The organism is Cellulomonas sp. Y8, from assembly GCF_008033115.1.
In the GTDB taxonomy this organism is placed as follows: domain Bacteria; phylum Actinomycetota; class Actinomycetes; order Actinomycetales; family Cellulomonadaceae; genus Cellulomonas.
The window spans coordinates 824,525-843,274 of sequence record NZ_CP041203.1; the positions used below are offsets into that span (position 1 = coordinate 824,525).

The window sequence follows — 18,750 nt, forward strand, 5'->3', positions numbered from 1 at the left end:
GGGACGCTCAGCCGACCGCGACGTCCCGGCAGCCGATCGCCGGGTTGTACCCGGCCGGCGTGTTGATCGCGTAGGCGCACACCCGGTGCGCACCCGCCACCACGGTCAGCTCGCCGGAGAACCCGTGCGCCGCACCGGCCGCCGGGTAGGCGGCGCCGATGTCGGGACGCGCGGCGTCGGCGCGCACGGTCCCGGCGTACCCGCCGTCGACGTACACGTGGACGTCCACGGGGGCGGTGCCGGCGTCGGTGTCCAGCGCCCAGCCCGACACCCGCACGGAGGACGGCGACGCCGCGACGACCTGGTCGAGGAACCCGACAGGCGCGGCGTTGACCACGGTCACGTCGCGGCACCCCAGCGACGGGTTGTACCCGGTCGGCGTGTTGATCACGTACACGCACACCCGGTGCGCACCCGCCGCCACCGGCAGCTCCAGGTCGAAGCCGTGGGCGGCCCCCGCCGCGGGGTACGCACGCCCGATGTCGGGGCGCGACGCGTCGGCCCGCGCGGTCGAGAGGTGACGGCCGTCGACGTACACGTGCACGTCGACGGGACCCGTGCCGGCGTCGGCGTCGAGCGCCCAACCCGCCACCCGCACCGACGACGGCGTCGCCGTCACCCGGTCCAGGAAGCCGACCGGGGTGGCGTTGACCACCGTCACGTCGCGGCAGCCGAGCGACGGGTTCGCGCCGGCCGGGGCGTTGATCGCGTACACGCACACCCGGTGCGCGCCCGCCGCCACCGGCAGCTCCAGCGAGAAGCCGTGGGCCGCGCCGGCCGCCGGGTACGCCGCGCCGATGTCGGGACGCGACCCGTCGGCGCGCGCGGTGGCGAGGTGGGCGCCGTTCACGTACACGTGCACGTCGACCGGCGCCGTGCCCGCGTCGGTGTCGAGCGCCCAGCCGGCGACCCGGATCGACGACGGGGTCGCGACCACCTGGTCCACGAACCCGACCGGCGCCGCGTTCACCGCCGTCACGTCGCGGCAGCCGAGCAGCTGGTCCACGCCCGGCCCCACGTTGCGCACCCAGAGGCACACGGTGTGGCGTCCGGGGGAGACGGGCACGTCGACCGAGAAGCCGTGGGCGGCCCCGGCACCGGGGTACGCGTTGGCGACGTCGGGACGCGACCTGTCCGCGAGCACGGGGTGCGAGGCGCCGTCGACCACCGCGTCCACGACAAGGGACCGCGTGGGCTCGGAGGGATCGAAGGCCCATCCGACCACCCCGATCGCTGCGGCGGTCGTCCGGGTCGCCTCCCAGCTCGCCGCCGGGGAGGCGTGCACCACCTCGTTGGCGAGCTCGGCGACCCGGTTCCGGATCAGGCCGAGCCGCGCGTAGAGCTGCTCCCCCGGGCAGGACGTGAACTGGGCGTCGCGGTGCCCGTAGATGGTGGGGAAGGTGACCGTCGTCCCCTCGGGGTACTTCGACGCACCGCCGCCCGACACCATCGAGACCGAGGTGTTCGCGAGGATCCGCTCCGTCGCGAACTTCCAGGCGATGGCCTGCGACACCCCCTCCAGCACCTCGGCGGACGGCACCGTCGACACGTAGTTGCCCACCACGGACACGCCGAACGTCCGCGAGTTGAACCCGCCGGTGTGCACGCCGACCACGCTCTCGTCGAACGACCCGAGCCGGCCTTCGTAGACGCGCCCGAACCGGTCCACGAGCGCGTTGTAGCCGATGTCGCACCAGCCCCGGCCCCCGGCGGCCTCCGACCGGGTGTGGTAGGCGTAGATGCCCCGGATGATCCCCGCGGCGGCGTCCGCCGAGTAGGTGTTCACCGAGTCGGTGTGGTGCACCGCCGCCGCGACGAGCGACGTGGTGTGGTCCGACGCGCACCCGCGGAGCGACTCGTCCGCGCCCCACTGCGCGCGCGTGATGATCGCGGGCCGGCCGATCGACGAGGCCGCCGGGGTGACCAGGGCGGCGTTCCGCACCGTGGCGCCCACCTCGGACGCGGACTGCCGCAGCGCCGCCGGGTCCTCGCCCGGGTCGATGATCACGGTCTTGACGTCGCGCAGCTCGCCCTCGCCCGCCGTGAGCCGGACCTCGAGCCCGTCCGACTCCTCCACCACCAGCGCGTCGGTGTTGACCCGGCCGCCGGACATCTCGCCCTCGCCGGCCTCGGTCGTGCGCCAGGCGGACCACCCCGACGCGCCGTGGGCCCGGAACCGGACCGTCACGTCCGAGGCCGTGTCGGCCCAGCTGATCCCGAGCACGGTGAACGGGGTCGTGCTCCAGACCGCGGACTCCGCCTCGCCCGCGGGCGCCTGCCGGGCCGAGGGAGCCGAGGGGACCTCGCCGTCCTCGAGGGCCAGCTCGGTCACCTGGATGCCCTCGCCACCGGAGTCGGTCGCCGCGGGCGCCGACGGCGCGGCGGGCGGCGGCGCCACGGCGAGCGGCAGCGACACCGCCGCGGTCAGGAGGGCGATCAACCACTTACCCACGGGACTGCTCCGTCCGACGGCCGAGCTGGGGACGCACCGACCCTACGTCGCCCCCGCCCCGGCGCCCGCCCGACACACGCGGCGGGCGCCGGCCCGATCAGCCGATCTCGCGCAGCCGGTTCGCGATCCGGCGCGCCGCGTGCTCCCACGTGTAGTTCTCGGCGACGCGCTGCGCGGCCTTCTCGCCCTTGATGCGGGCGAGGTCGAGCGAGCCCGCGACCTCGCGCATCCGGGCGCGCAGGTGCGCCTCGTCGGGCTCCGCCCAGTCGAAGCCGTCGTAGTACACGCAGCGCGCCTCGGCCGGCGTCATGCTGTACCCGATCGGGAAACCGACCTCCTCGTCCAGGAAGTCGGCGACGCCGCTCCAGCCGGTCGAGATGACCGGCAGGCCGCACGCCATCGCCTCGAGCACCGGCTGGCCCCAGCCCTCGCCGCGGGTCGGCAGCACGAAGCAGTCCGCCGAGCGGTAGAGCGAACCCATCTGGTAACCCGTGAACTCCGGGTTGATCATCACCACGATGCGCGCCGACTCGGGCAGGTGCATCTTGGCGATCTCCGCCCGCACGTCGACCGAGGGGTCCCGGTTGAAGACCGACAGCAGCAGCGTGACGTCCTCGTTCTTGCTGAACTCGTGCGCGAAGGCGCGCAGCAGCACCTCGGGGGCCTTCCGCTCGCCCCACTCGAAGACCGACAGGAAGGTGAACGAGTCGGTGATCCGCTCGCCCCGGATCTGCGGGTTGAAGTACAGCGGGTCGACACCGAGCGGCATCACGTGGATCGGCACGGTCACGCCGCTGGCGCGGAACGTGTCGACGTTGAAGCTCGCCGGCACCCAGACCTCGTCCATCTGGTTGCAGCCGTCGACCCAGTCCTTCGGGAGGCCGGTGACCTCGAGCATCGTGTACCCGACCTGGTAGCGGGCCTCGCTGCGCCGGAAGAAGTCGGCCTGCGAGTAGGAGATCTCGACCGCCTTGCTCGAGGGCTCCCGCTTCATGATGTCGTCGATCAGGGGCTCGCCCGTCGGGCCGTCGACGTGGCCGTACGCGTTCTCGAACGACACCCGCACGTCCTGGTAGTGCAGCTGCTCCATGATCTTGCGGCTGCCGACGGCGTACCCGAGCGGGCTGTGCGCCACCGAGCGCCAGTGCGCGTCGACGTCGTACCGGTCGCGGTCGAGCCAGTCGCGCCACTTCGCGCCGAAGTACTTCTGCGACTCCGTGAGGATCGACCAGATGTCGACCTTGTTCTCGCGGGTGGACGTGTTGTGGAAGTGCACCGGCGAGACGTCCCCGCGGTACATGACCTTCAGCCCGGCCTGGCGCGCGCGCAGGCAGTAGTCGGTGTCCTCGAAGTAGGCGAACAGCCCCTCGTCGAGCACCCCGAGGGTGTCGAGCCCGTGCCGGGTGAGGTAGGCCAGGGCGAAGATGACGGCCTCGACCTCGCGCGTCCCACGCGCCTGCTCGATGTTCTTCTCCGTGCCGCCGAGCTGCTGGCCGAGGATCTCGACCGGCTGGACGTAGGCGCCGGTGTGGTTGATCCGGCCCGTCTGGTCCACCAGGCGGGAGCCGACCACCGCGACGTCGGGCTGGGCGTAGGCGGTCTCCTGCAGCTTCTGGATCCACCCCGCCTCGTCGAAGCGGATGTCGTTGTTGAGCAGGATCACGTCCTCGTCCGGACGTGCCAGCGCGATGCCGAGGTTGACCGCCTTGGTGAAGCCGAGGTTCTCGCCGTTCAGGACCACCGCGACGTCGTCGTGCTGCGCGTCGAGCTCGCCGAGCCAGTCGACGGTGCCGTCGGTGCTCCCGTTGTCCACGAAGACCAGCCGGTAGTCCGCGCCGACGGCGGTGGCGCGCACCGACTCGTAGCACCGCTGGGAGAAGCCGATGGCGTTCCACGTCAGGATGACGATCGCCACCGGTCGGGCGCCCGGAGCGGCCTGCGCGTCCGGGGCAGCTGCAACGTCCGTCGTGGTCATGAGTTCCTCGTGTCGGGCTTGTGGGCGACGATCGCGTAGTGCTGGTACCCGTAGATCAGGTCGTTCAGCATGTCGGTGTTCGCGGCGAGCACGTCCCACCCGGGCTGCGTCCGCAGCTCCTCGGGGACCGGCGTCAGCCGCGCCGAGTCGGGGACGCGCTGGCTGCGCTCGATGCGCACGTCCTCGAAGCCGCAGGCCTCGAACGCCCACTTCAGCGCCTCGGGGTGGATCGGCTTGATGTGCGTGAGGTCGACGTAGAAGAACGTCGCCAGGATGAACAGCGCCTCGGGGTTCGGCGTCTCCATGACGAACACGCCGCCCGGGGCGAGCTTGCGGTGCACCAGGTCGATCGAGCCGATGAGCTGGTTGGTGGTGAGGTGCTCGGCCACCTGGCTCGAGAACACCCCGTCCACCTCCCCGGTCTCCAGGCCGCGCAGGTGCTCGACCGCGTCCTCGAGCCGCACGTCGCGACCCGCGGACCGCGCCGTCTCCACCTGCGACGCGTCGGAGTCGACCCCGTAGGCGGAGATCCCCCGCTCGTTCAGCATGTCGACGAACTCGCCGCGCCCGCACCCGAGGTCGAGCACCCGCTCGCAGCCGTCGAAGTGCTGGAGGTAGGGCGCCAGCAGCGGGCGGACCACGCCCTGCGACCCGCGGTGCCGGTCCTCGAAGCTGCTGTACGCGAGGATCCGCTGCACGCTCGGGTCGAGCTCGGAGTCCGACCCCGAGCCGCCGCCCGACGGCCGCGCGGCGACGTCGGCACCGAGGTTGTCGACCGCCCGCTCGAGGGTGTCCATCCGCAGGAGGAGGTCCCGGAGGCCCTCCTCGGTGCGGCCGACCGTCGCCGCGATGCGCTCGTCCACGCCGAGGAGGCCCTGGTTGATGCTGGCCTGCTGGTCGGCGACCGGCTTGGCGTACCACCGGGCGAGCCGGCGGAACACGCGCTTCGAGAAGGTGATCGCGGGGCCGACCACCGCCCGGGCCGAGCCGGACGGCCGGTCGACGGTGATGTTGGCGAGCGGCCGGAGCTCCTGGATCCCGTAGCGGTCGTCCGGCTCCATCTCCACGAAGACCGGACCGGTGGTCCGCTCGCGGCGGGCGCGGGACACGTCCGCGCGGACCCGCTGCATGACGACGGAGACGTCGTTGTTCTTGAGCATGGCGTCCTTCGGTCAGACGGGGTTCGGGGTGCGGTCCGCCAGCGGCTGCAGCGACCAGGTGCCGGGCGCGAAGAGCGTCCCGTTCTGGCCGAGCGTGCGCGGGCTGTCGACCACCTGGAACGAGTACTCGCGCTCGTGCCAGTCGTAGATCGTGCTGCAGGCGAAGTCGTGCACCGCGACGGTCATCATGTGGGGGCCCTTGAGGAGCGGCAGCTCGTCGAACTGGAACCGCACGGTCCCCTGCGGCGGCAGCGACCGGGTGAGGTCGCTCCGGGCCGAGTTCTGGCCGTGCACGTGCTGCTCGGTGTCCGCGCGGTAGAGCGCGAACCCCACCACCAGCTCGTCCACCGGCTTGCGCGACCGGTAGTCCACCTCGATCGCGGCGGCGTCGGCACCGTGCAGGGTCGAGGTCGCGCGCCCCTGCGAGTCGACGGTGCGCACCGCGGTGATCTCCACGTCGCCGTTGCCCCACCGCGACGCGCTGGAGGAGGAGCCGCCCACCGACGGGACGTCGCTCACGTGCACGTCGCCGAGGTACTGGCCCACGACCTCGTCGGAGGGACCGTAGGCGCGCAGGTCGCCCTTCTCGATCCAGATCGCGTCGCGGCACATCCCGCGGATCGTGTCCAGGCTGTGCGAGACGAGGACGATCGTCCGGCCGTCCTGCCGGAAGTGCGCGATCCGCTCGAAGCACTTCATCTGGAACTCCTCGTCGCCCACGGCGAGGACCTCGTCGAGCAGGAGGATGTCCGGCTCGACGCTGATCGAGACGGCGAACGCGAGGCGGGCGTACATGCCCGAGCTGTAGTTCTTGACCGGGAGGGTCCATGAACTGCTCGACGCCGGCGAAGTCGACGATCGACTCGTACAGCGCGTCCGTCTCCGCCTCCTTGCGCCCGAGGACCGAGCTCGCGAGGTAGACGTTCTCCCGACCCGTCAGGTCGGGGTGGAAGCCCGTGCCCAGCTCCAGCAGCGCGGCGACCGAGCCGTTGACGCGGACCTGGCCCTTGTTCGGGCTGAGGATGCGGGCCAGCACCTTCAGCGTCGTCGACTTGCCGGAGCCGTTGGGCCCGACGATGCCCAGGGTCGACCCCTGCGGCACCTCGAAGCTGACGCCCTTGAGCGCCCAGAACTCGTCGAACTTGTTCGATCGGCCGATGAAGCGCTCCTTGAGGGTGTGCGAGCGCTCCTGGTAGACGCGGAAGCTCTTCCAGACGTCGTCGACCTCGATGGCGGTACCGGTCATCTTCAGATCATCTCCGCGAAGAGTCGTTCGTTGCGGCGGAACACCACGAAGCCGACGACGACGAGCACGAGCCCGACGACCGCCCCGTACCCGAGCAGCTTCCAGTCGGGCGCCGCGTCCATGAGCAGGACGTTGCGCAGCGAGACGACCACGCCCGTCATGGGGTTGAGCTGCACGATGTTGAGGAACGTCGGACGGTGCTCGAGCAGGTTGAGGGAGTAGATGATCGGGGTCCCCCAGAACCACATCTGCATGAAGATGCCGATGAAGTGCTGCACGTCGCGGAAGAACACCGCGGCGGTCGAGAGCAGGAGCCCGATGCCGAACGCGAGGAGCATCGCGACGAGCACGATCAGCGGCACGAACACCACGTGCCAGCTCGGGATGCCCACCACCACGACGACGACGATCAGCGCGACGCCGAACTCCCACAGGAACGTGACGAAGGCCGACAGCACGCTCGTCAGCGGCAGGATCTCGCGCCGGAAGTAGACCTTGCTCAGCAGGTACCCGGCGCCGACGACGGAGCTGGTGCCGCCGATCGCGCCGTTCTGCATGAGGTTCCAGATCGTGAGCCCCACGAACAGGTACACGGCGAACGGCACGTTCCCCGCGTCGCGCACGGGCGACGCGGGCATGATGACCGTGAAGATGAAGGTGTAGATCGCGACGGTCGTGATCGGCGTGATCAGCGACCACAGGGCACCGAGCGCGGTCCCGCGGTGCTGGATCTTGATGTCGCGCCGGACCAGGTTGCGCAGGAGCTCGCGCGCGGCGCGGTACTCCAGCACCGTGGTCGCGAAGCGCTCCTTGCGCGTCGGTTCGGCGCCGGATCGCGGCGGCCGGGACGCCGGCTCGGACGTCGGCGCGACGGAGCCAGGGGTTGAGGGCATGCCGACCAGCGTACAACCCGCCAACAGGACGAATCGTCCCGGGACGGGCGGCCCCGCGCACCTTCGGTGTGGGCCTCGTGAAGGCTCCGCCGCGGGTGAGAGCATCTTCCGCATGCGCATCGTGCTCGACGCCACGCCCCTGCTCGGCCGCAGGACCGGCGTCGGCAGGTACGCCCACCACCTGGTCCGCGAGCTGCCGGCGGCGCTCGTGCGCGCCGGGCTCGGCGACGTGGAGACGGCCGTGTCCACGTGGACCGCGCGCGGCGGCCGGCTGACCGACCTGCCCGCGGGGGTGCGCCAGGTCGGGCCCCGGGTGCCCGCCCGGGTGCTCCGCGAGGCCTGGCTCCGCTGGGACCACCCGCGCGCGGAGGCGCTGGTGGGGCGGTGCGCGGTGTTCCACGGGACCAACTTCGTCTCCCCGCCCTCCCGGCACGCGCGCGAGGTGCTGACCGTGCACGACCTCACGTACGAGCTGCACCGCGAGACGGTGTCGGCCGACTCCCTCGCCTACCGCAGCCTCGTCCGGCGCGCGCTGCGCCGCGGAGCCCACGTGGTCACCCCCAGCCGCGCGGTCGCCGAGGCCGTGCGCGACTTCTACGACCTCGACGCGGAGCGGGTGACCCCGACCCCGCTCGGCGTCGAGCCGGCGTGGTTCGACGCGACGCCCCGCGTGCCGGAGCCGCTGGCGGGGCAGGTGGGCGTCGACGACTTCTACCTGTTCGTCGGGTCCCTCGACCCCCGGAAGAACCTGGCGCGGCTCGTCGAGGCGCACGCCGCCCTGCGCCGCTCGCGCCCCGGCACGCCTCCCCTGGTCCTGGCCGGGCCCGCCGGACGGTCCGCGGTCGACGGCAGCGGGTCCGACGTCCACCTGGCGGGCTGGCTCGACGACGACCAGCTGCGCGGGCTGGTCGCCGCGAGCCGCGCCCTCGTGCTGCCCTCGCTCGACGAGGGGTTCGGCCTGCCGGCGCTCGAGGCGCTGGCGGCGGGCCGGCCCGTGGTCGCCTCGTCCATCGACGCGGTGCGCGAGGTCGTGGGTCCGCACGGCCTGCTGCACGCCGCCCAGGACGTGACGGCGATCGCGGGCGCGCTCGAGGAGGTGCTCGGGGCACCGGACGACGACGCCGCGCGCGCGGCCCGCCGGGCGCACGCGCGCGGGTGGACCTGGGCGGCGTGCGCCGACGCCACCGTCGGGGCCTACGGGCTGGGCTGACGCCCGTCCGCGTCGGCCGCGGGCACGCGTCACCCGTCCGCCACGGTGCGTCGGGCGGCGCCGGCGGGTGACCTGTGCCTCAATACACGCATGCCTGACACGTCCGCCGTGACGCGCGCCGCCCGTGCGCGCGCGGTCGCGAGCGCCCTCGTCGCCGCCCTCGTCGCCACCGCCCTGTCGGCGCTCCCGGCCGCCGCCGCCGAGCCGTCCTGGCCACCGCGCTCCGGTTGGCCGGTCGCCACCGACCTCGGCTCCGCCCGCCCGATGAACGTGCCCATCGAGGGCAGCACCGGCGTCAGCGGCTGGTCCAAGCACTCGTCCCCCGTCCTCGCCGACCTCGATCGCGACGGCCGGCAGGAGATCGTGATCGGGTCGCTCGACGGCCGGGTGTACGCCTACAACGACGACGGCAGCTCGCTGTGGAACAGGTACCTCGACGCGCCCGGCGCGCAGGCGGGTCCCGTCAACGGCTCCCCGGCGGTGGGCGACATCGACGGCGACGGCGCGCTCGAGGTGGTCGCCGGGTCGGACAACGGGTGGGTGTTCGCCTGGGGGCCCGACGGGACGCTGGAGCCCGGCTGGCCCCAGTTCACCGGCTGGAACGCCGACTACCCGGCGCGCTGCGCGACCAACGCCTGCACCGGCGTCGTCGCCGGGCCCACGCTCGCGGACCTGGACGGTGACGGCGCCTCCGAGGTGATCGTCGGTTCCTACAGCCACAAGATGTGGGTGTGGGACGGCCGCGGCCGCGTCCTGCCCGGCTGGCCCCGGGACGTCTGGGACGGCATCGCCTCCGGCGCCGCCGTCGGCGACCTCAACGCGGACGGCCGCCCCGAGATCGTCTTCGGCAGCGACGTCGAGAGCGACTGCGGCGACTGCCGCCCGTACGGGTCGCTGTCCCGCGGCGGGCTGCTGCACGCCGTCTCTGTGACGGGCGAGGAGCTCCCGGGGTGGCCGTTCCGCACCGACTCGTTCATGCACTCCACCCCCGTGCTCGCCGACCTGGACGGCGACTCGCGGCTCGAGGTCGTCGCCGGGGGCGGCTACTTCCCCACGGGCACGGCCACGCGCGGCCACCGGCTGTGGGTCGTGGGCGCGGACGCCACGCTGCGCTGGTCGTTCCAGACCCGGGGCGTCCTGCTCGCGGCACCCGCGGTCGGGGACGTCGACGGGGACGGCCGGCCCGAGATCGCGATCGGCGACGTGGCCTGCCTGGACGGCAGCTGCCCCGGCGGCGTGACCTACCTGCTCGACCGCAACGGGGGCGTCCGCTGGTCCAGCACCGGGGCGACGACGACCGCGCCCGCCGGGTCGGGCGGGCACTTCGGCGGGCCGGTGCTCGCGGACGTCACGGGCGACGGACGCGCCGAGGTCGTGACGACCGACGGCAACTGGCACGTCAAGGCGTTCGACGCCCGCACCGGTGCGGTCGTCGCGGACACGGGCACGAGCTTCGCGCTGTTCGGCAGCGCTGCGGTCGGCGACCTCGACGGCAACGGGACCAACGAGGTGGTCGTCGGGTCCGCCGTCGGGAACGGACGGTCGGGCACCCTCGAGCAGCTCGCCGGGGCCGGCCGGGTGCACGTGTGGAACACCGCCGGCCGCGGCGGCCTCGTCTTCCCCCAGTACCAGTCCCGCGTCGTGCCCGTCGACCGGTCCCTGACCCCGACGGACCCCACCGGCGGGACGGCGCGCGTCTACCGGTTCTGGAGCCCCGGCTTCGGCAACGCCCACTTCTTCACCACCAGCGGCACCGAGGCGCGGCACATCATCGACACCGATCGCAGCTGGATCTACGAGGGCGCCGCGTTCAGCGCCCTGACCGCCAGCGGGACGACCTGCACGCAGGGTGCGCCGGTGCACCGGTTCTACTCCGCGGTGTTCCGGTCGCACTTCTACACGCAGAGCGCGGCGGAGAAGGAGCGGATCCAGGCGACCGACCGGAACTGGGCCTACGAGGGCGTCGCGTACTGCGCCTACCCGAGCCAGGTCGCCGGTTCGACGCCCCTCTACCGGTTCTGGAGCCCGGGCTTCGGCAAGCACTTCTACACCGCGAACCAGGCCGAGGCCGACCAGATCCGCGCGGTCGACCGCAACTGGACCTACGAGGGTGTCGCCTACTACGTGCTGCCCTGAGCCTCGGTCCGGAGGTCAGCCGCAGGGGTCGCCGGTCAGGGGGCGACGTAGTAGGCGATGCCCTCGGCGTCCCAGTTCGGGTCGTCCACGTCGAGCCGGCGGGCCTCGGCGGCGTCGGTGGTGAAGTGGTGCTTGCCGAACGTCGGGCTCCAGAACCGGTACAGGGGCGTGGTGCCCGGCTGCGCGGTGGTGGTCGCGCAGTAGGCGACGCCCTCGTAGGCCCAGTTCTTGTCGCCGGCGACGATCGCGTTCTTCTCGGCGGCGCTGGCGGTGAAGAAGTGGGACCGGAACCGCATCGAGTAGAACCGGTGCACCGCGGTCGTCCCGGCGGCGCAGGTCGTGCCGTCGGCGGCGAACGCGGAGAACGGCTGGCCCTCGGCGACCCAGTTCCGGTCGCTCGCGGTCAACCGCGCGGCCTCGTCGGCGTTCGTGGTGAAGAAGTGCGCGTTGTCGAACCGCGGGCTCCAGAACCGGTAGACCGGCAGCGTCGGCACGTCCGGTCCGCTCGGCCCCGCGGTCACCCACGGGCTGTACCCACCCTCCTCGCCCGGCGCGAAGTCGGGGGCCGTGCCGCCGGAGACCGGGGCCGCGAAGACCGCGAGCCGCGCCGTCGCAGGGTCCTGCACGCAGGCAGCCGCCACGGCGAGGCTGACGGACCGGGTCGCGGCCGACGCCGTGAACGTCACCGGGCACCCCGCGACGGCCCCGCCGTCGTCGCCCGCCCGGAGCAGCACCGTCCGGTCACGCTTGGTGCTCTCGGTGCCGTACCTCAGGAGCTGGTACTCGATCATGGCGTCGCCCGTCGTCTCGATCGACGCGGAGAAGTCGTGCCCGTCGACCAGGGCGGGGTCCCACGCCCGGAAGAAGATCGTCGCCTTCACCGTCGAACCGTCCAGGCGCAACGCGTACCGCGTGATGTCGGTCGTGGCGGCGACACCGGGCTCGGCGGTGTCGTCGGGGAACGTGCCGACCCCGGCCGCGGCCGGCGCGGCGGTCGCGGCCACCGCGACGACGGCGCCGAGGACGGGTGCGAGCGCCCGGAGGACGCGGCGGGTGCGAGGCCGGGGGCGGTCGTTCGTGGTGGGTGCTGCGCGCACGTCGGGGTCCGTTCGGGGGCAGGACAGGGACGGAGATCACTGTGACCGACGGACGCTGCCGTCAGGACCGGATCGCGCCGTCCTGCCCGAGGTTCACCCGGGTGCTTCCGCGCGCGGTTACCCGCCCAGCTCGCCGCAGGCCCCCCGGCCGGAGCACCGCGGCTCGAAGCCGATGCGCACGTCCCCGGGATTGCCGAACTGCAGGACCGTGACGGTGGGGAGGGACGGCGGGGCGAACCGGTCGGTCAGGAGCAGCCACTCGCCGGTCGAGGGCCGGTAGACGCCCGGGGCCGCCTGGGCGTTCCACCCGCCCAGCGCGGTGCCCCCGGTCTCCCAGGGCCCCCAGAGCGGCACGTCGCCCGGGTTGCCGAACTGCCAGGAGTACGCGGTTCCCGGCTCGGGCCCGGTCAGGTAGGCGCCGACGAACGCAGCGTCCGACGGCCGGTACACCCGGAGCCCGTTCACCTGCGGGTCGGGCGCGGGCTGGTCACCCGGCTGCCCGAACCGGAACGCCCCGTCCGCGATCCCGGAGGTGTTGGAGTTGCGCAGGTAGAACCGCTGCTCGCCAGGCCGGTACACCCCGACCGTGGTGACGCCGTCCGCGTCGAAGTCGCCCATGTACGCGAGGTCGCCCGGTGAGCCGTACTGCACCACGACGTCCGCCCCCGACTGCGCGAACGGCGCGTTGCTCAGGTACCAGGTGCCGGTCGACGCCCGGAACACCCCCGGCGTCGGCAGCCCGTCGCCGTCCCAGTCGCCGAACACCGGCTGGTCACCGGCCTGACCGAACACGAAGCACAGGTCCGCCGGGCCGGACGTCAGGCTGCCCCGGACGTACCAGGTCCCGTCCCGGAACACCCCGAGCGCCGCCTGGCGGTCGTCGCGGCCCACCTCGGGCGCGACGACGCAACCCGGGTCCGCCGCGGCCGCCGGAGCCGCCGCCGTCACCCCCGCGGCCGCCATCGCCGCCGCCACCAGCAACCCCGCCCAACCCCGCCTCAGCGCGTCCATGCGGAGCATCACACCACGATCAGGGCGCCCCCCGTGGGCGTTCCACGTCGAGCCAGGCGTCGGCTGGGTGCCCCGCGCGACCGGATAGGCTCCTGCGCCAAGGCGCGCCTGCGTCATCGACGCGATCCCGAAGGAGCTTGGTCCGAGGTGTCTTCCACGTTCGTCCTCATCCCCGCCTACAACGAGGCCGAGAACCTGCAGGAGCTCCTCCCCCGGGTGCTCGACCAGGCCCCCCTGATCCCGGGCGAGCTGCACGTCCTCGTCGTCGACGACGGCTCCCGCGACGGAACGGCCGACGTCGTCCGCGCGGTGTCCGGTGGCCGCGAGGTGCTCCAGGTCGTCACGCTGCGCACCAACCGCGGCAAGGCCGAGGCCCTCCGCGTCGGGTTCCGCACCGCCATCGCGGCCGGGGCCTCGACCGTCGTGATGATGGACGCCGACGGCCAGGACGACCCCACCGAGCTCCCCCGGCTGATCGAGCGGCTCGACGAGGGCGCCGACCTGGTCACGGGCGCACGGCTGCTGCGGAACGACCGCTTCGTCAAGCGGCACACCTCGCGCCTGTACAACCGCGTCACGTCCGTGATGACGCGGGTGCCGGGCTCCGACTTCAACTCGGGGTACAAGGCGATGCGCGCCGAGGTCGCCGCCGAGCTCGCCCCGATGATGTACGGCGAGATGCACCGCTACCTCACGGTCATCGCCCACTGGCGGGGTTTCCGCACGGCGGAGGTGCCGGTCCACCACCACGCCCGCATGCACGGCACCACCAAGTACGGCATCGCGCGCTTCTGGCGCGGGTTCATGGACCTGCTGACCGTGCGGTTCCTCATGTCGTACGAGCACCGGCCGTCCCACCTGTTCGGTGGCCTCGGCGTGGCGAGCCTCGGGCTCGGCGGCCTCATGCTGCTCTACCTGCTCGTGCTCCGGATCGCGGGCGCGACGGTCGGCGACCGCCCGATGCTGGTCGCCGCGGTGCTCCTGGTGCTCGGCGGGCTCCAGTTCATCCTGTTCGGGCTGAGCGCCGAGCTCGCGGTGCGCGACCGCAACTCCGGCCGGGTCGACGACGCCGCCCTGATCGACCGGCGCCCGTCCGGCGGGCCGCGCTAGCGAGCTGCCGCGGCCGCGCCCGGGCTCACGGGCGGGATCCGGCAGCGGGGTCGAGGTCGCGCAGGAACTGCTCGCGGATCGGTCCCGGGTCGAACCGGGCGACGTAGCGCCGCGCCGCGTCGGCGGACGCGGCGTAGCCCTGCGCGTCCCACACCGGGTCCGCGCGCAGCACCGCCCGCGCCGCGATCGCGGCGCCGAGGGCGGCGACGTCGCCTGTCGGGACCAGCGTGCCCAGGCCGTCGAGGACGTGCGGCATGTTCGAGTTGTCGTAGGTGATGACGTCGCACCCGCCGGCCAGGGCCTCGACCGCGGGGACGCAGAAGCCCTCGTGGTACGTCGGCAGCACGAAGAGGTCGGCGCGCCGCAGGACCGAGTCGCGCAGCTCGTCGGGCGCGCTGCGGTGCACGCGGGCCGTCAGCCGGCCCGCGGACCGGCGCTGGAGGTCCTCGCACGCGCGCGCCGTCTGCTCGAGCAGGTCGGCGTCCGAGAACTCGGCGTTCCCGACCATGTCGAGCTCGACCCGGTCCTGCGGGATGCCGGGGAGCGCACGGTCGAGCGCGGCGATCAGCTCCAGCGGCCCTTTCGACCGGACGAACCGCCCGACGAACGCCACCCGGAGCACGCCGTCGTCCGCGCTCGGCTTGGCCGCGGGCGGGTCGAGCGCGACGGCCACCGGCAGGTCCCGCACGACCGCCGGGGTCTCGATCCCCAGCCCCCGCAGCTCCGTGCGGTTGTACTCGGAGTCGCAGAGCACCGCGTCCACGAACCGCAGGAGCGCGAGCTGCTCGATCGACCGGTCGATCACGTCGTGCTGCCAGCTCGGGACGAGCGCCCTCGGTGTCACGTTGTGGAACCGGACCAGGGTGCGCGCACCCTCCGGCGCGGCGAGCAGCGCCCCGAACAGCGTGTAGTAGATCCCCATGTCGAGGACCACGACGTCGGCCGACCGGTAGAACGGGTGCGTGACCACCTCGGCGGCCGTCCGGACGCGCACGGTCGCGAGGTCGTCGAACGCGGAGTCGTGCGCGAACAGCAGGGTCTCGTGGCCGGCCTCCTCCGCCCAGAGCACGCACTGGCGCACGATCCCGGAGATGGCGTCGAACGGGACGCAGATGCTCGTGACGAAGGCGACCCTCACCGCGGGACCCCGCCGTCCCGGAGCACGGCCGCCTTCCCGTAGACGCCGAGGCTGGCCTCGACGACCGCGTCGACGGTGTACGCGCGCTCGTAGTGCGCGCGCCCGTGCCGCCCCATGCGGGAGCGCAGCCCCGGGTCGGAGCCGAGCTCGACGAGCGCGTCCGCGAGCGCACCCGGGTCGTCGGGCGGGACGAGGTACCCGTCTCGCCCGTCGTCGACCACCTCGGGGACGCCGCCCACGCGGGTGGACACCACGGGCAGTCCGCGCATCATCGCCTCGACCAGGACGAGCCCGAACGACTCGTAGCGGGACGGCGCCACGAAGACGTCGGACGCGTCGTACGCGAGCGCGAGCTGGTCGTCGCTCACCAGCCCCAGGAAGCGGACCGCCGCCGCGTGCGGCCGCCCGGCGTGCTCCGACTCGAACGCGCTGCGCAGCGTCCCACCGTCGGCCCACGCGATGGTGTCGTCACCGACGATGTTCAGGCGCAGGTGGGGCGCGCGCTCGTGGGCGAGCGCGAACGCCTCCAGGAGGACGTCGACGCCCTTGCGCGGTTCCACCCTCCCGACGAACAGCAGGTTCACCGTCCCCTCCGCCCGGGAGACCCGCGCGGCGTGCGGGTTGACCCGCGCGGCGTCGGCCGGCTCCGCGATGCCGAGCGGGGCCACCACGGCGGCGGCGGGTGCCACGTCGTGGGCCGCCGTCACGTCCGTGAGGATCGCCCCCGAGATCGCCCGGACCACGTCGGCCGACCGCAGCATCTCGAGCTCGGCCGCGAGCATCGGCTCGACGAAGTCGGCCACGAACTGCGGGTCGTCCGCCCGCTCCGGGTGCGACCGCAGCCACAGAGCGAGCGAGGTCTCGAGCGTGAGGACGAGCGGGAACCTGTCCTCGCGCGCGAGCGCCAGGCCCTGCGAGTCCCAGATCGGGACGTCGACCACGTCGACCGGACCCGTCTCGGCGATCCGCAGCACCTCGTCCCGGCAGGCGGCCGACCACGCCCACGGGCCGACCGGGACGGCACCCCGGGCGGGGTCCGCCGTCGCGGCGTCCAGGTCGAGCGCCACGCGGTGCACCCAGACGCCGTCCTCCCAGTCCACCCGCGTGATGTCCCGGGAGATCGTGACGACGTGCGGCTCGTGGCCGCGCGCCGCGAAGCCGGCGGCGAGCACCTGGGTGTAGGTGGCGATGCCGCCGACGCCCTCGGGCGGGTACTCCGAGGTCACGAGGACCATGCGCCGGAGGTCCGCGACCTCGTGCGTCGGGAACGGCACGAACGGGCCCGGTCCGGTCGCGAGGTCCGCCCGGGCCGCGTCGCCGGCCAGCCCACCGCGCAGACCGTCCTCGGTCGCACGCTCGAGGTCGGCCTCGAACCGCGCCAGAGCGGACTCGTCGAGCAGTCCGTTCTCGACCGTCCAGCGCACCTCCTGCCGGCGACCCGCCACGAACTGCCCGAACTCGGCCATCACCTGCTCGACCGAGACGTAGTCGCGCGCGTGCTTGAGACCGAAGTACAGCTTGTTCTTCAGGATCGGGTACCAGTTGTGCACCGCACGCCGCGTGCTCCGCAGGTGGCTCGCCGCGAAGTGGTGGTGGACCCGTGCGCCCGCCGGGCGCGCGATCACGTAGCCCGCGTCCGCGATCCGCAGCTGGACGTCGGACTCGTCGAGGTAGTACTCGAAGAACTCGTCGTAACCACCGACCTCGACCAGGGCCGACCGCAGGTAGGACGAGTTGGTCCCCAGCATGTGCGGGATCGCCCACGAGCCCGGGTAGCAGCGCTCCGGCGTCGGTCCGTCGACGTCGAAGCTCGCCCCGCCGAACCGGTCGAGCAGCGCGTAGCGGTACTGGTACTCGTGCCCGGTGTGGTCGAGCACGAAGCCGCCGCTGGCACCGACCCCGGCCGTCCGGTACGGCGCCACCAGCTCGGTGAGCCAGTCCGGCTCCGGGACCGCGTCGTCGTCGAGGAACACGACGACCTCGCCCGCGGACAGACGGATGCCGGCATTGCGCGACACGGAGAGGTTCGCGACCGGCGCCCGGCCCACCTTGACGTCGCCGCCCCAGCCCGCGAGCAGCTCCTGGGTCCCGTCCTTCGAGGGCCCGTCGATCACCACCACCTCGAACCTGCCCGGGTACCGCAGCCAGCGCAGCGAGGACAGCGCGCTCCGCAGCTGGTCCTCGCGGTCCAGGGTGTTGATGACGATGGACACGTCCGGGTACCGCTCCGGGAACACCGGCCGGCCCTCAGGCACGGGTCGCCTCGATCTCGAACTCGAGCGACTTGCCGTTCACGCGCGCGGCCTCGACCACGCGCACGTCCCGGAACCCGCCCGAGGCCAGGATCTCCGTGAGCGAGTCGGGCGTGAACATGTTGTAGTGGAAGTCCCCGTCGTAGTCCTGGCCGCCGTAGACGACCTCGCGCATGTCGTCGTAGGGATAGGTGCCCGCGACGTAGGCCCGCATCATCGCGTCCACGTCGGGGACGACGGCGCGCAGGGTGCCGCCGGGCGTGAGCTTGGCACGGAGCGCGGGGAGCAGACGCCGCCGGAGCTGCTCGAGCGGGAAGTGCTCGAGGAAGTGCGAGGAGAAGAACTCGTCCACCGTGCCGTCCTCGAACGGCATGGCGAACACGTCGGCGACCACGTCGACGCTGGGGAGGTCGCGGTTGTCCACGTTGACGTAGCCCTCCAGCGGGACGTGCCCGCAGCCGAGGTTCACGCGCAGCGGCCCGGTCCTGCCGGCGAGGTCGACCTTGACCCGGGTCTGCACCCGCTCGGCCTCGCCCGCAGCGTCCGCGCCCCTCCCGTACCGGACCTCGAACAGGAGCTCCGAGCGGACGAACTCCACGCGCTCGAGGAGGAAGGAGACCGAGCGGGTCAGGTCGTCGAGCCGCGGCTCGACCTGCTGCGGCACGGCGCCGTCGAGGCGCCCGACGACGTCCCGCACCTCGCTCTCGACGGCGCCGACCCGCAAATCGGCGTCGGCCAGCGCGCGGGTCAGGCGCCGCAGGGCGACCGGCACCGAGCGCGCCAGGTTCTCCGCGTCCGCGTCGATCTCGCGCTGCCGCGCCGCGACCTGCGTGACGTTCCCGAGCAGGCTGTCGAGCGCCCCGGACATCCGCTGCTCGCCGGCGGACGCCTCGGCCCCGAGCCTCGCGAGCTCGGCGGCGTGCCGCCGCGACGACTCCTCCACCTGGTCGAGGCGCACCCCGGTCACGGGGCCGCGCCACGTCGCCTGGGCCGTCCGCAGCAGCCGCCCGACGACGGGGACGCGCAGGAGCGGGCGGATGAGCGTCTTCACGAGCTCACGCATGGGGGGT

General features: G+C 73.2%; 13 protein-coding genes and 1 pseudogene. 3 read left to right on the forward strand and 11 right to left on the reverse strand.

What is annotated here, in order from left to right; translation table 11 throughout:
- Positions 1-7: 7 nt before the first annotated feature.
- From FKM96_RS03710 to FKM96_RS03730, 6 genes and pseudogenes are all read right to left on the reverse strand, one after another.
- Entirely contained in the window at positions 8-2,440 is a 2,433-nt protein-coding gene (locus FKM96_RS03710) for an N-acetylmuramoyl-L-alanine amidase (protein WP_147794095.1), read from the reverse strand.
- A gap of 109 nt (positions 2,441-2,549) precedes the next feature.
- Positions 2,550-4,427, reverse strand: coding sequence for a glycosyltransferase (locus tag FKM96_RS21265; protein WP_147794096.1), 1,878 nt, complete (start codon positions 4,425-4,427; stop codon positions 2,550-2,552).
- On the reverse strand, positions 4,424-5,587 hold the full coding sequence (locus FKM96_RS03720) for a bifunctional 2-polyprenyl-6-hydroxyphenol methylase/3-demethylubiquinol 3-O-methyltransferase UbiG (protein WP_147794097.1): 1,164 nt from the start codon (positions 5,585-5,587) through the stop codon (positions 4,424-4,426). Before FKM96_RS03720 ends, FKM96_RS21265 begins: the two co-directional genes overlap by 4 nt.
- 12 nt (positions 5,588-5,599) lie before the next feature.
- On the reverse strand, positions 5,600-6,382 hold the full coding sequence (locus FKM96_RS20985; RefSeq protein ID WP_210417361.1) for a Wzt carbohydrate-binding domain-containing protein: 783 nt from the start codon (positions 6,380-6,382) through the stop codon (positions 5,600-5,602).
- Between the two features lie 247 nt (positions 6,383-6,629).
- Positions 6,630-6,833 (reverse strand): annotated as a pseudogene (locus FKM96_RS22075) (ATP-binding cassette domain-containing protein); the annotation flags it as partial.
- Positions 6,834-6,835: 2 nt separating this feature from the next.
- Complete coding sequence (locus FKM96_RS03730; RefSeq protein WP_168216866.1) at positions 6,836-7,726, reverse strand: ABC transporter permease; 891 nt, start codon at positions 7,724-7,726, stop codon at positions 6,836-6,838.
- A 112-nt stretch (positions 7,727-7,838) separates the two neighbouring features.
- On the opposite strand from FKM96_RS03730, the gene FKM96_RS03735 reads away from it, so the two are divergent.
- Both FKM96_RS03735 and FKM96_RS03740 read left to right on the forward strand, forming a co-directional pair.
- Positions 7,839-8,936 carry a glycosyltransferase family 1 protein gene (locus FKM96_RS03735; protein WP_147794099.1) on the forward strand — a complete coding sequence of 366 codons (1,098 nt, stop codon included), beginning with the start codon at positions 7,839-7,841 and terminating at the stop codon, positions 8,934-8,936.
- Between the two features lie 90 nt (positions 8,937-9,026).
- Positions 9,027-11,072: an FG-GAP-like repeat-containing protein gene (locus tag FKM96_RS03740; RefSeq protein ID WP_147794100.1), complete on the forward strand. Its 2,046-nt coding sequence runs from the start codon at positions 9,027-9,029 to the stop codon at positions 11,070-11,072.
- A gap of 35 nt (positions 11,073-11,107) precedes the next feature.
- On the opposite strand, the gene FKM96_RS03745 is transcribed toward FKM96_RS03740, so the two are convergent.
- Both FKM96_RS03745 and FKM96_RS03750 read right to left on the reverse strand, forming a co-directional pair.
- Entirely contained in the window at positions 11,108-12,169 is a 1,062-nt protein-coding gene (locus FKM96_RS03745) for a hypothetical protein (protein WP_147794101.1), read from the reverse strand.
- A gap of 117 nt (positions 12,170-12,286) precedes the next feature.
- Positions 12,287-13,189 (reverse strand): hypothetical protein, encoded by a 903-nt coding sequence (locus FKM96_RS03750; protein WP_168216867.1) that lies wholly within the window; start codon positions 13,187-13,189, stop codon positions 12,287-12,289.
- 138 nt (positions 13,190-13,327) lie between these two features.
- Here FKM96_RS03750 and FKM96_RS03760 point away from each other — a divergent pair, with 138 nt between their 5' ends.
- Complete coding sequence (locus tag FKM96_RS03760) at positions 13,328-14,290, forward strand: glycosyltransferase family 2 protein (protein ID WP_168216868.1); 963 nt, start codon at positions 13,328-13,330, stop codon at positions 14,288-14,290.
- A 25-nt stretch (positions 14,291-14,315) separates the two neighbouring features.
- Here FKM96_RS03760 and FKM96_RS03765 read toward each other — a convergent pair whose 3' ends face one another.
- From FKM96_RS03765 to FKM96_RS03775, 3 genes are read right to left on the reverse strand one after another with little or no spacing between them, the layout of a single operon-like run.
- The gene (locus FKM96_RS03765) at positions 14,316-15,428 is read right to left on the reverse strand and encodes a glycosyltransferase family 4 protein (protein ID WP_147794104.1); all 1,113 of its coding nucleotides are present in this window, start codon (positions 15,426-15,428) and stop codon (positions 14,316-14,318) included.
- The gene (locus FKM96_RS03770) at positions 15,425-17,683 is read right to left on the reverse strand and encodes a glycosyltransferase (protein ID WP_147794105.1); all 2,259 of its coding nucleotides are present in this window, start codon (positions 17,681-17,683) and stop codon (positions 15,425-15,427) included. The genes FKM96_RS03765 and FKM96_RS03770 overlap by 4 nt, the downstream gene beginning before the upstream one ends.
- The gene (locus FKM96_RS03775) at positions 17,676-18,743 is read right to left on the reverse strand and encodes a methyltransferase domain-containing protein (protein ID WP_147794106.1); all 1,068 of its coding nucleotides are present in this window, start codon (positions 18,741-18,743) and stop codon (positions 17,676-17,678) included. The genes FKM96_RS03770 and FKM96_RS03775 overlap by 8 nt, the downstream gene beginning before the upstream one ends.
- Positions 18,744-18,750: the final 7 nt, after the last annotated feature.